Origin of the sequence: Vreelandella boliviensis LC1 (assembly GCF_000236035.1) — a bacterium.
GTDB classification, from domain to species: domain Bacteria; phylum Pseudomonadota; class Gammaproteobacteria; order Pseudomonadales; family Halomonadaceae; genus Vreelandella; species Vreelandella boliviensis.
In genome coordinates this window covers 372,545-385,044 of sequence record NZ_JH393258.1, presented here as the reverse complement: position 1 = coordinate 385,044, position 12,500 = coordinate 372,545, and the positions used below count along the sequence as shown (strand labels likewise).

At 53.6% G+C, this 12,500-nt stretch carries 13 protein-coding genes; 4 read left to right on the top strand and 9 right to left on the bottom strand.

What is annotated here, in order from left to right; genetic code table 11:
- From KUC_RS10965 to KUC_RS10955, 3 genes are read right to left on the bottom strand one after another with little or no spacing between them, the layout of a single operon-like run.
- Positions 1-759 carry a TlyA family RNA methyltransferase gene (locus tag KUC_RS10965; RefSeq protein WP_007113267.1) on the bottom strand — a complete coding sequence of 253 codons (759 nt, stop codon included), beginning with the start codon at positions 757-759 and terminating at the stop codon, positions 1-3.
- A gap of 30 nt (positions 760-789) precedes the next feature.
- A complete protein-coding gene (locus tag KUC_RS10960; protein WP_007113266.1) occupies positions 790-2,847 on the bottom strand; it encodes a hypothetical protein in 2,058 nt (685 codons plus the stop codon).
- A 30-nt stretch (positions 2,848-2,877) separates the two neighbouring features.
- Positions 2,878-4,101: an ATP-grasp domain-containing protein gene (locus tag KUC_RS10955; protein ID WP_040480682.1), complete on the bottom strand. Its 1,224-nt coding sequence runs from the start codon at positions 4,099-4,101 to the stop codon at positions 2,878-2,880.
- A 206-nt stretch (positions 4,102-4,307) separates the two neighbouring features.
- On the opposite strand from KUC_RS10955, the gene KUC_RS10950 reads away from it, so the two are divergent.
- From KUC_RS10950 to KUC_RS10940, 3 genes are all read left to right on the top strand, one after another.
- Positions 4,308-4,637, top strand: coding sequence for a DUF1820 family protein (locus tag KUC_RS10950; RefSeq protein ID WP_007113264.1), 330 nt, complete (start codon positions 4,308-4,310; stop codon positions 4,635-4,637).
- 88 nt (positions 4,638-4,725) lie between these two features.
- Positions 4,726-5,361, top strand: coding sequence for a TIGR04211 family SH3 domain-containing protein (locus KUC_RS10945; protein WP_007113263.1), 636 nt, complete (start codon positions 4,726-4,728; stop codon positions 5,359-5,361).
- 54 nt (positions 5,362-5,415) lie between these two features.
- Positions 5,416-6,048: a class I SAM-dependent methyltransferase gene (locus tag KUC_RS10940; RefSeq protein WP_007113262.1), complete on the top strand. Its 633-nt coding sequence runs from the start codon at positions 5,416-5,418 to the stop codon at positions 6,046-6,048.
- Between the two features lie 65 nt (positions 6,049-6,113).
- Here KUC_RS10940 and KUC_RS10935 read toward each other — a convergent pair whose 3' ends face one another.
- Together KUC_RS10935 and KUC_RS10930 are read right to left on the bottom strand one after the other, a co-directional pair.
- A complete protein-coding gene (locus KUC_RS10935; RefSeq protein WP_007113261.1) occupies positions 6,114-6,707 on the bottom strand; it encodes a YajG family lipoprotein in 594 nt (197 codons plus the stop codon).
- Positions 6,708-6,865: 158 nt separating this feature from the next.
- Entirely contained in the window at positions 6,866-7,759 is an 894-nt protein-coding gene (locus KUC_RS10930) for a DMT family transporter (RefSeq protein WP_007113260.1), read from the bottom strand.
- A gap of 137 nt (positions 7,760-7,896) precedes the next feature.
- Here KUC_RS10930 and KUC_RS10925 point away from each other — a divergent pair, with 137 nt between their 5' ends.
- Positions 7,897-8,514 carry an alpha-ketoglutarate-dependent dioxygenase AlkB family protein gene (locus KUC_RS10925; RefSeq protein ID WP_007113259.1) on the top strand — a complete coding sequence of 206 codons (618 nt, stop codon included), beginning with the start codon at positions 7,897-7,899 and terminating at the stop codon, positions 8,512-8,514.
- Positions 8,515-8,576: 62 nt separating this feature from the next.
- On the opposite strand, the gene KUC_RS10920 is transcribed toward KUC_RS10925, so the two are convergent.
- The 4 genes from KUC_RS10920 to cysP are packed head-to-tail and all read right to left on the bottom strand — an operon-like array spanning position 8,577 to position 12,386.
- Positions 8,577-9,671, bottom strand: a complete 1,095-nt coding sequence (locus tag KUC_RS10920) for a sulfate/molybdate ABC transporter ATP-binding protein (protein WP_007113258.1) — start codon at positions 9,669-9,671, stop codon at positions 8,577-8,579.
- Positions 9,668-10,495 carry a sulfate ABC transporter permease subunit CysW gene (cysW, locus tag KUC_RS10915; RefSeq protein ID WP_007113257.1) on the bottom strand — a complete coding sequence of 276 codons (828 nt, stop codon included), beginning with the start codon at positions 10,493-10,495 and terminating at the stop codon, positions 9,668-9,670. Before cysW ends, KUC_RS10920 begins: the two co-directional genes overlap by 4 nt.
- A complete protein-coding gene (gene cysT / locus KUC_RS10910) occupies positions 10,495-11,349 on the bottom strand; it encodes a sulfate ABC transporter permease subunit CysT (protein ID WP_007113256.1) in 855 nt (284 codons plus the stop codon). The genes cysW and cysT overlap by 1 nt, the downstream gene beginning before the upstream one ends.
- A 26-nt stretch (positions 11,350-11,375) precedes the next feature.
- Entirely contained in the window at positions 11,376-12,386 is a 1,011-nt protein-coding gene (gene cysP / locus KUC_RS10905; protein ID WP_007113255.1) for a thiosulfate ABC transporter substrate-binding protein CysP, read from the bottom strand.
- Positions 12,387-12,500 lie beyond the last annotated feature (114 nt).

Here is a 12,500-nt window from a genome sequence, read left to right as displayed (position 1 = left end):
TTAAGCCTCTTTTACTGCGTGAAGGAGAAATTCGCGGTTGCCGTCGCCGCCGGTAATTGGGCTCTCCTGCCAGTGGCGAATGGTAAGTCCGCAGGCGTTGCAGGTGCTGCGAATATTGGCTTCTACTACTGAAAAGTGCTTAGCGTCGCGCACCACGCCGCGTTTATCCAGGGCGCCGGGGGTTAGCTCAAATTGCGGTTTCACAAGCGAAATCAACTGCCCCCCCAGTGGTAGCAGGGCAGCAATTTCGGGCAGTATCAGCGTTTGAGATATAAATGAAACGTCCATGATGGCGCTATCGATGGGCATAGTGACAAGCACGCTGTTGAGGACTTGGCTGCTACTCATCGAGCGTGCATTTACCCCCTCCAGGCAGGTGACGCGTGGGTCGCAGCGCAATTCAGGTGCAAGCTGACCATGGCCAACTTCTATACCAATCACATGGCGGGCGCCAAAGCGCAATGCGCAGTCGCTGAAGCCGCCGGTTGATTGGCCTATATCCAGCACAACAGCATCATCAAAACGCAAATCAAGCGCTTTGAGCACCGCTTCTAATTTCAACCCTGCCCGTGACACATAGCGCTCTTCGGGATCGTCTTCTACTTCAAACCGGGTATCGTCAGGCCATTTTTCGGACGCTTTAGTTAACGGCTTACCATTCTCGGCAAGCCGTATACGCCCGTGACGAATAAGCCTTTGAGCGCGGGTACGCGAGTTGGCCAGCCCCTGGCTGACCAACAGTTGATCGAGTCGCATCATAGTGGTTGAAAGTGTCGGTAAGAGAGCGGCTTACCCCACGTCTGGGGGTGAATTGGTTAGGGTTGAATTGGAACCTTGATCCGCCTGCAGTTCGGTAGGCGGTAGGCGCGAGGCCCCCCAACTACGGTGCAGGAATTGTTTAACATTTTCCACCTCTTCGCTGGTGACGTCTGCTATGTCAACACGCTCAAGAGGATCGTAGTGATAAATATACAGCCGCGATGCAAAGCGCTCGAAAGGTAGCGAGGCCTCGCCAAAGCGTTCGCCATTGCCCGATGTGCTGACAATAACGCCATCGCCCCAATCCTGCCCGCTATCATTATTGGGATTATAGAAGTAAATCCGCATGACATCAGTCGGGTCTAGGGACGCCCGCAAAATAGTAATCGCGTGCCAGCCGATAAAACGCGCCGCGCTATCCGTGACCGCAATACCCGCCGGTTGGGGGTGAATCAGCGGCTGATTACCATTGTAGTAGGGGTGATAATAGGCGAAGAAGTGGCGTATAAAGTCGTCCACATTGCTTAGCTGACCGGTGGCAACATCGACATTGATAAGAAAGCCACGGCCCGACCACCAGCCGTGAAATTCAGGATTCACCCAGCGGTGGGGATCGCCTTCGCGGCCAATACAGCGCCGACCCATTTCAGCGTAAATGCGATCCAAATGCGGCACGACAATCAGCGAAACCGGATCTAAATCCATGGGTAGTTGCGTCGCTACACCGGAGAGGCTCGCCATTGATGAAATGGCTTGTCCCTCAAAATGCATGATGATTTCGTCGTCGCGGGCAGCCCAGGCTACCATTTGCAGCAGATAGTCCGGGTCATTGTAGGCCCACATGGAGAGTGCCCGTGCTGACTGGCAGGTAGGGTTGTTACCCTGCCCAACGCCTAGGGGCAATCCCAGCATGCAGAGTACACCTTCAATCAGGCGCGCGCGGGGGGAGACGGTATCGCCATAGGCGATAGTAAGGCGTGACTGCGCCCACTCCGAGAGTGGTAAATTAAGCTGACGCCACATTGCCGGTGCTACCGGCGGCTGATAGAGAATGCCGCGCTCAAGCATCAGTGCCAAGCCGTAAACCGCTTGAGCGGTGGCAGGATAAACGCCGCTTCGAATCAGCGCTTGAACCAGTTCGCGATAGCAAAGTAGACAGTCGCGGCCCGTCGATGAAAGGCCCAGCGCCTCGGAGAGTAAGTGATCACCCTCTTCGAGTAGATGACGCAACAGCACGGCGTGATAAGGCGATACCAGACCGGTGTCGTGCATCGCCCGAGCGAAACCGGTAGATTCAGCCTGCAGAGCAGCCTGATCCATATGCTCTAACCGTTCGCGATAAATATCGACGCCAGGATCTTCGCGGCAGGCTTGGGTGGGCCCGTAAAGCGAACTCACCAGCCGGTCGGCACCTTGGCCACTGGCGCCAAGATCAATCTCTGGATTAGCCTGACATAGCGCAATTTGGGTGATCATCTGTTTGATCGCATCAACCTGAATAGGGCGCTGTTTCAAAATGCGCCAAATCTCATCAATCAGGCGATCAACAATGTGTTCGTAGCCAATTCGTTCGGCTAAATGCTGGAAAAGCTGGCGGGGGATGGTCGCCAATCGCCCTTGTGTTTCCCGCTCCGCCTCGCTGGGCGGCAAGAAAAGCAGCCATAAATTAATCGCCATTACCTGCGTAAGGTAGTGGTGGGCATGTTCTGCGGAAACCAGCGGGTGTTCAAAATTGCCCTTAGCGACAGCAAGGAGCCGAAGCTCGCTTAATGCCTCAATGACGACCACATTGGCATCCGCGCTTTTCAGCGAGAAGGTCGTCAGGGTTGGTACCAAGTATTGGGGAGTTTCCCAATCGGAGCCCAAAAAAACACCAGAGTCCTCAAACGCTTGCGCGCGGGACTCCAGTGCTTCACAACCGCCATCCTGAAGCAGTACTCGCCGCGCAGTATCCATCACCCGCGGCAGCTTGGCGGGTTTTGAGAAGGCGGGCGCCTGGGTTAGCAGGCGCACGGCATCATCAAATTTGCTCAACAGTCCATTGAGCTTGCTATCTTCTTGAGAAGACGTAACTTGATCAGTCTCCACGGTGACTCCTTATCCCAGCGTTAGCGGGGATTATACATAGAAGTCGAGATCTTCTTGGCGTTTTAGCAGATCGCGAATTGTATGCGCATCCTCGCCTTTAAAGTAGATCAGACCCCAATGGGTACCAAACGCGGTGCGTTTAGTAACGGTTTCTTCTACTGGTGAGGTTAACTCATGAGACTCAAAATAGGGGTGATCTTCGGTTTCTTCGGGAATTTCCAAGCGGCTGACCACACGACGGCGGGGGTAAACGCCAAAGCAACCGGCAAAGCCATCGGCATCGACCACTTCTTTGGGGAAGAAGTTGGCCACTTCTTCTTGCGTGGTTTTTGGGTCGAACACCAGCATTGAAGCTTCGTAAGCGTTAAAGCCGTACACACGCTCTAGCAGTTCAAATACCTTGAAGCCGGGCGGACGGTAAGCCACTTCGCCAAAGTACATCTCACCATCGCTGGTGACAAAGTATTCCGGGTGGATCATACCAAACTCAATATCGAACGCTTTAATCAGCTTTTCAATCTGTTGAGTGATTTGATCACGGTAGATTTCAAGCTCAGGCGACGCAGGCACAAACACCGAGTAACCTAGTGTGACGTATTCAGAAATGTTCAAGAAGGCGATTTTACCATCGTGAATCCACGCTTCCACGGCAAATTCCCAGCCATCCAGATGTGACTCCATCAGCACCGGGAACTCTTCCTCCGGGATGGTATCGACTTCATCTGGGGTACGAATAACGCGGTGGCCAAGGCAGCCCGCTTTATCAAACGCTTTAAGGTGAATCGGGTCGTTGGGGTCGCCGTCCAGCTTAAGCAGTGTCTGGTTTACCCGCTTTAGAAAGCGTACTACGTCTTCTTTATCGTGGGCTTCTTCAAAAATACCCACGCGGATGCCGCCTAGCTGGGCACGACGCTTCATCAATGCTTTATCGCGCAGCAGTAGCGACTGGCCGTAAAGGCGCGGGTTATCCAGCAGTACTGAGTTGATAGCCCCGGCCCACTCAACGGTCTCTTCGTAGAGCGGAATGGCGACATCAACGCCTTTCTCTTTAAGTGTCTCGGCAATTTCCATCGAGCGGTCATTGAGTCGCTCGAAATTCCAAGGCACGTAGGGAATGTCATGTTTTTGGCAATACTCTTCCGCCCAATCAGGTGCAACGACAATGTAGCGACGGTCAAAATTTTCGGCCGCTTCAATCGCATTGAGACTCCAGCCTAGCAGGGCAATATAGCCCTTATTGGGATCTTTCTGCATGTTGATGACTCCTACTTGGTGAATAAGCACTATTGCCAAACCTCGCTCACTACCATACACGAGGGGGACATGCGCGGCTAATGAGTGCATTATCCGCCGCATTAACGCTAAGCCTGCTAAGGGGTTGGCCTAAAGGCGCAGCGGCAGGAATATGGTAAGCTTGGCGGTTCAACTTAATGTACGAATGGCAAGAGGATTAGGCCAAGATGGCGGCCAAGCCGATCTACCGTGTGGTGGTTCACCAGCAGGGTGAAATTTGGGATTTATACGTCCGAGAGATCTTTCAAAGCGAACTCTGGGGCTTTATTGAAGTCGAGGAGTTTGTCTTTGACGATGCTTCACGGGTAGTGGTTGACCCTGCGACTGAAAAATTGCAACGAACCTTCGATGGTGTCAAACGTAGCTACCTACCGTTAAATGCTATTGTGCGCATTGATGAAGTAGAGCGCGAAGGGCCATTGAAAGCGGTCAAAACCGATGCCCGGGTAGCGGAGTTCCCCCGTCCCTTTCCGTTGCCCCCGCGCGGCGAAGGGTAAGCGTATGAGACAAGCGCACCGATAAGTTAGACGATAAGCGCTGTGGGCTTCGTCCGCCTTGCAGCGTTTTTAATCAGGACATGATGTCATGCTAGTAAATAGAACTCGTTATCGAAATTACGCCGCTGCGGCTGGCATTTTACTCAGTGTTACCAGCTTCAATGCCACTGCCCAATCCGCTAACCAAGCGTGGGTGACCGATGAGTTAAGCACCTATGTGCGCAGCGGTCCAACCGATGGTTACCGCATCATTGGCACGCTCAACGCAGGCGAGCAGGTAGAGGTGTTGGAAACCAGCGGCGACTATACCCGTGTGCGTAACAGCGATGGCAATGCGGTCTGGGTGTTGAGTAATGAGCTTCAGCAAACGCCGAGTGCGGTTGAACAGCTACCCGCGTTAGAAGCGCAGGTTGAAGAGCTCACCGCTGAGCTTGAGGGTATCAATGAAACCTGGGAACAGCGTACGGCCTCAATGACCGAAACCCTCGAAGTTCGCGAACGCCGTATTGCCGAGCTTGAGGCGAGCAATCAGGAGCTGGATAGCCAGGCAGAACAGTCGCGACAGCAGGTGAGGGGGCTTCAGGCTCGCTTGGAGACTCAGGAAGAAGACCTACTGATGCGCTACTTCATGTACGGCGGCGGTGTGGCTGGGGCTGGCCTGCTGGTCGGCCTGATCGTGCCGCACCTGCCACGTCGGCGTAAAAAGCGTGACCGTTGGTTCTAATCGCGCGCAACGCACATGTACGCATGTGCGCATCCAAAACAAGGTGGCAAAACCATGAGCGATCAATGGCGCAAGCGCTGGCAAGAAGGGCGTATTGGCTTTCACCTGCAGCAGGCGCACCCAGCGTTGCTGCGCCATTGGAAGTCGCTCGACGTTGCTAATCGCACCAAGGTGCTGGTGCCTCTGTGCGGTAAAAGCCTTGACATGCGCTGGTTGGCGGATGAAGGGCACCCAGTTCTGGGTATAGAATTTGCTCCCGAGGCCATTGAGCAGTTTTTGCTACAGCGCAGCACTTCAGTATCCCGCTACCGTCAGGCTGGGTTTACGATTTCCCGCCAAGGCAGTGTGGAATTATGGTGCGGTGACTTTTTTCACCTGCACATCCAGCAGGCCGCCGAGATAGGCGCTTTCTATGATCGCGCCTCGCTAATAGCGTTACCGCCACCCACTCGGCAGCGCTATGCGTTTCATCTTGCGCAGCTGGTGCCGCCTGGCGCCAAGGGCTTGTTGATTAGTTTGTCGCATACCGATGGCAGTGCTGGGCCGCCTTATAGCGTTCCAGCAAGCGAGATTGAAAACCTGTTTACTCCAAATTTCGCGCTCACTTTTCTTGAAGAGGGCAGCCCTGATGAGCGTGGACGAACGGAGAGTGTGTGGGCACTAGAACGACGCGGGCCGCGCCTTTAAAACGTTAACAACAGCGTTATAAGGGTGCAGCCCGTGCCTGTGGTGGCGCTATAAGCAGAGATATCTTAACGTGCGAGTAAACGGCCCAACTCTGGATCGCTAAACGCGCGGTTCATACCATCGCTAAGTAGATCGCTTAACATTCGTGCATTACTGTCGGCGTCTGGCTTAAGGGCATAACCTTGGGTGCGGCGCGAGGTGTAGGTGCCGGTATAAGTGGTACCCTTGTTTTGAGCGATAGCGCGAAAAACACCTTCAAGACGCGCTTCATCGACCAGCGGCTGGCCGCTGTCGCCCCGGGCGTAGTTCAGGCTAGCAAGTTCCAGCGTTAAGCTCGGGCGGCCCTCGGCCTGTTCGGTAGTGGGGCTAAAACCCATATCACGTACGGCGCGCTCAGCTTCTTGCTGTAAGCGTGGTATCAGCTCATGGCTGCTAACGGTAATATGCGCTGTCGACATATCGCCGCCAGCCCGGTTGCCAATAATATCACTATCGCGGCCATCCTGGGCAATGACAGTAACCTGCTGGCCTGAGCCAACTTGCGGCACCTGTGCACTGCGCTCAGGGCTGAGCTGTAAGTACTGAGGGCTGGCGCAACCAGCAAGCCATGCACTGGCAAGCAGTACACCTGAAATCCGTAAAAAGTGACGCCGAAGCATGGTCTTCCTCCGCTATGGCTAAAACATCAGTATAACGCGGGTAGCGCGTTGGCGGTATGTTCTGGCGATGTAAGTATGTTTGGTCACAGTCACCCCCTTATTGCGTTATTACTGCACACACCATGGCCATTGTGAAAGAAGTAATGCTAGTGAGTGTCTTAGGCTGTTTTTTGAGTGTCGGGACTAACGATTAACCAAACGGAAAGCAAAACGATCAGAGATCCCACTAGAAAACCGCTTGAAATCGTCTCGTCGAGGACTAGATAACCCCACAACACAGCGAAGGGCGGCACCAAAAACGTAACGGTGAGCGAGCGTAACGGCCCAATGTCGGCGACTAGTCTAAAATAAAGAATATAAGCGAGGGAGGTACATAAAAAGCCGAGGGCTAGCAGACTGATCCACACATCACCTTGAAGCCAATCAATGCTGGGGCCAGATGAAATGTTCCAAAGCAAAAAGGGAGTGAGAAAAGCGGTTGCGCCTATTTGACTGCCAAACGCAACCAGCGTTGAATCCAGGCCGCCCTGTTGGGTTATCCACTTTCGGGTAAGAAAGCCCGCAAAGCCGTAACCAATAGTGGCTATGATACAGGCAGCAACGCCAATATAGATATTGCCAACAATATTTGAATCACCCACGGTGGTAATAACCGTAATGCCAATAATACCTAGCGTTACACCCAGCCATTTTTTTATAGTTAATCTCTCGCTAAAGATGAAAAAGCCAATCATGGCACCGGTTAAAGGCGTTGTCGCATTTAAAATCGCTGAATAGCCAGCCGGTAATAATGTGGCCGCGATGCTGTACATCAGAAAGGGGATTCCTGAGTTAATGGCTCCCAACATCAAAATTTTACCCAGTTTGCCTCTGAACTCCAGGGTCTTACGTATGACTAAGATGATGATAGCTAAACCAATTAGACCAAAAAAGACTCTAAAAAATGCTGTGTTGATGGGGCCAATCGCCGGTGAGGCGATTCTCATAAAAAGAAAGCTTGCTCCCCAGATAGCGGCTAGCGACAGTAGTCGTAGATAGTCTATTGCTCTCATTTTATGCCCTTTTTTAAGGTTTCTATTAGTCAAATGGCGCTTGGGTTGACCCAGTGGGGCATAGTATTGCCTTCTTGTTGGTGTGGGAAAAACCCGTTTCTTGCTGTCTTTTTAGTTAGCACAAAATAGGCGCAGCTATGACGTATACAGATCTGTTTGAAAATGACGATATGAAGTTGATTAATCTGCTTCCACGCGATGGTGCAGCTTATTACCACGGCAAAATCCTGGATACGGCCACAGCCGCTATGTATTTAGATAAATGCATTAGCGAATTAAGTTGGGAGCATGATCGCGCGTTTATTTACGGGAAAGAGATCGTTACAAAGAGGAAGATCGCCTGGTATGCGGACGAGCCGGTTCCCTATACGTATTCGGGATATACGAAAATGGCGTTAGTGTGGCCGGTTTTTTTACGCGAGATTAAGCAAGTGGTGGAGAGTAACTGCGGAGACGTGTTCAATTCCTGTCTGGGTAATTTTTATAGTTCAGGCGAGGAGGGCATGAGTTGGCGCAGTGATGCCGAAAAAGACCTTGTTGAGCATGGTGCGATCGGGGCGTTGACCTTAGGCGGCGAAAGGAAATTCTCGTTTAAACATAAAAAAACAGGGGAGAAGGTATCGCTTAATCTAGAGCAAGGCAGTCTGTTAATTATGAAAGGCACCACACAGCAAAATTGGCTACATAGCCTGCCTAAAACCAAGAAAGATATCGAGCCGCGGGTAAGCCTAACGTTTAGGCAACTGCGCTTTTGAGCTAACCCGATTGGAACCTAACGCTAGCCACCCTGTTTGGGGTAGCTAGCACTGGTGTGGCTTTATGCGACGCGACTTTGCTCCGTCGCTTTCGACTCCGTCTCGGGAAAACGTCGCCAGTGGCGGGGGTGAGCGAATAAGCGTTGCCCGCGGCGTAGCGCCAAATGCTCAAAGTCAGTGTGGCGCACGGTAGCAAGCCAAGGCTGAGCGAGCCAATCAGCCTCTAGCTCCACGCGAACTTCGGCACCCACCGGCGAGATCGCCGTGATGGTGACCGGTAGATGGCTCTCTGAGGTAGGTTGCTCGGTCAGCCGCACTTCATGGGGGCGGAGTAGCAGCTCTTCATGACCATCGGGTAGATCAACGTGCCAATAGGCGTCGCCGCAGGTGAGTACGCCATTACTCACTTTGCCTTCGAGATGGTTCACATCGCCCAAAAACTCAAACACAAAGCGATTTTTCGGCGTGCGGTAGAGGTCATCGGGGGTGTCGATCTGCTCAATCCGTCCATTGCTCATTACCACTACGCGGTCAGATAACTCCAACGCTTCTTCCTGATCGTGGGTCACGAACACGCTGGTGAAGTTGAGTTCGTCGTGGAGATGACGCAGCCAGCGGCGTAGCTCCTGGCGTACCTTGGCATCGAGCGCGCCAAACGGCTCGTCCAGCAGCAATACTTCAGGCTCAACGGCCAAGGCGCGGGCCAGCGACACTCGCTGCTGCTGGCCGCCCGAAAGTTGCGCAGGGTAGCGATTGGCGAGGTGCTCCAGCTTGACCATTTCAAGTAGCCTAAACACCCGGGCACGAATCTCACCGCTGCTGGGGCGGCGTTTGCGCGATAATACGGTCAGTCCAAAGGCCACATTGTCGTAAACGCTCATATGGCGAAACAGCGCGTAGTGCTGAAAGACAAAGCCAATCCGCCGGTCGCGCACATGCACATTGGTCACGTCGCGATCACCAAACAGAATCTTACCCGGCTGTGCGGTGTGGTCGGCATTTTCCAAACCGGCGATAATCCGCAGCAGTGTGGTCTTGCCCGAGCCCGAAGGGCCGAGTAGGCCTACCAATTCACCTTCGTGAATATCGAGGTTAATCGGCTCTAACGCCTGGGTATTGCCGAAGTGCTTAGCGATGTTGTGTAAGTGAATGCTCATGCAAATGCCTCCCGGCGCGCTGCGCGCCATTCCAGCCCGGCCTTGGCGGCGAGCGTCAGTAGGGCAATAAAGGCGAGTAGGGCCGCGCAGGCAAACGCCCCCACAGCGTTATAATCCTGATAAAGCTGCTCTAGGTGCAGTGGTAGCGTATTGGTTTTGCCACGAATAGCGCCGGAGACCACCGATACAGCGCCAAATTCCCCCACTGCGCGGGCGTTAGTCAGTATCACGCCGTAAAGCAGCGCCCAACGAATATTGGGCAGCGTGACGCGGCGAAAGGTCGTCCAGCCGGACGCGCCCAGGGTAACCGCCGCTTCCTCTTCGCGGGAACCTTGCGCCTGCATCAAGGGGATCAGCTCCCGAGCAACAAAGGGGCAGGTCACAAAAATAGTCACCATCAGAATGCCCGGCCAGGCAAACATCAACTGAATGTCGTGAGTATCCAGCCATCCGCCGATCCAGCCGTTGCGGCCATACAGCAGCAGGTAGATAAGACCAGCAACAACGGGCGATACCGCGAAGGGGATATCGATCAGCGTTTGCAGAATGCGACGCCCAGGAAAGCTGAAACGCGTGACCAACCAAGCCAGAGCAATGCCGAATACTAGGCACACCGGGATGGTTAACAGCGCAATCATCAGCGTTAAGCCAATCGCGTGCAGGGTAAAGGTGTTACTCACGTTGGCCCAGAAGACCATGACGCCCTCGGACAACGCCTGGGCGAAAATGGCCACCAGCGGTAGCAGCAAAAAAAGCGCTGACAGCACCAGAGCGGCACCTATCAGCAGCCGCCGGATAAGCGGCGCATCACCAATTCGACGCATTACCCCTTACCTCCATGCAGGCGGCGCACAAAGCGTCCCTGCCAAATATTAATCGCCAGCAGCAGTGCCAGGGAGACAAACAATACTACCGAGGCAATCGCCGATGCTCCGGCGTAGTCATACTCTTGCAGCTTGACGAAAATCATTAGCGCGGTGATCTCCGTTTCGTAAGGCATATTGCCGGCGATAAAAATGATCGCCCCGAACTCGCCTAGCGAACGCACAAACGCTAACCCTGTGCCGGTAACCAGAGCGGGCCAAATGTGGGGCAGAATGACTCGGCGAAATGCCACACCGTCGGTAGCACCCAGCGACATGGCGGCTTCATCGACCTCGGCGGGCAAGTCTTCCAGCACCGGCTGCACCGTGCGCACCACAAACGGAATGCTGGTAAAGGCCATGGCTAGGGCGATACCCACCCAGGTGTAAGCGATTTGAAAGCCTAGCGGCTCTAGCAAGCGTCCCATCCAGCCGCTGCTGGCATAGAGCGTTGCCAGCGTAATGCCTGCCACGGCGGTGGGTAGCGCAAAGGGTAGATCCATTAAGGCATCCAGTAAGCGCTTACCAGGGAACTCGTAGCGGACTAACACCCACGCCAGTAACAAGCCAAATACGGCGTTAACCAGCGCCGCTACGGCTGCCGCGCCAATGGTGACCATATAGCTGGCGACCACGCGACCTTCGGTAATGATCGCCCAATATTCGGCAAAGCTAAGCCCCGCTAGCTGGCCAAACAAACCGGTGATCGGCAACAGCAGCACCAGCGAGATAAACAGCACGCTGATACCCATAGAAAGGCCAAAACCCGGCAGCACGCGCGTGCTGCCGGTTCGCCAAGTGGCAAGTTGACTCATAGTTCAGGCTAGCTCATAAGTGATTATTAGCGGCGCTGTAACTGATCGAGAAGGCCACCACTGCCAAAGTGAGTTTCCATTGCTTCGTCCCAGCTACCAAATACTTCATTTACTTCGAGCAATTCAGTTTCCGGGAACTGGTCGGCGAACTCTTCGACCACGGCTTCGTTATGCACCCGGTAATTGAAGCCCGCGAGCAGACGCTGAGTCTCTTCCGTGTAGAGGTACTCAAGGTAGCTCTGGGCCAAGTCGCTGTTACCGTTGCGCTCAGCGTTTTCGCCAACGACGGCAACGGGGAACTCAGCCAGGATGCTGACCGGCGGGACAATCACTTCGTAATCGTCACTGCCGTACTCGCTGCGAATGTTGTTAACTTCAGACTCAAAGCTAATTAGCACATCGCCAATATTGCGCTCGATAAAGCTGGTGGTCGCCCCACGGCCGCCGGTATCAAATACCGCCACATTGGCTAAGAAAGTGCGCATAAACTCTTCGATTTGCTCTTCATCGCCATCGAATTCGTTCTCGGCAAAGCCCCACGCCGCTAAATAGGTGTAGCGGCCGTTACCTGACGTTTTTGGATTAGGGAAGACGATTTGGACGTCTTTTTTAGCTAGGTCGTCCCAGCTTTCGATACCTTTAGGGTTACCTTTACGCACTAGGAAGGCAGTGGTGGAGTAGTAGGGCGAGGCATTGTTCTCAAATGCATCCTGCCAATCTTCGGCCACCAACCCTGCATCGGCGAGTACCTGTACGTCAGTTACCTGATTAAAGGTCACCACATCGGCACGCAGACCCTGCAGGATGGCACGCGCTTGGGCTGAAGAACCTCCGTGAGACTGGCTAATGGCAATCTCTTCACCGTGCTCTTCCTGCCACCAGGCTTGAAACTCAGGATTGATCGCAGCAAACAGCTCGCGAGCGATATCGTAAGACGAGTTAAGCAGTTCCCGCTCCTGGGCAGCGGCGGTACCACTTACCGTAACGCCTAGCGCAATGGCAATCAGGCTGCGGCGGAAAATTGTTGGCAATGTCATAACTAACTCCTTAATTCAGTTAGCGCAAAGTGTCGCTAATAGTCGTCTTGCAATATTGGCAAGGTTAAATCTATCAATGTGGAATTACAATCATGTTTTATATTCTATTTGAGA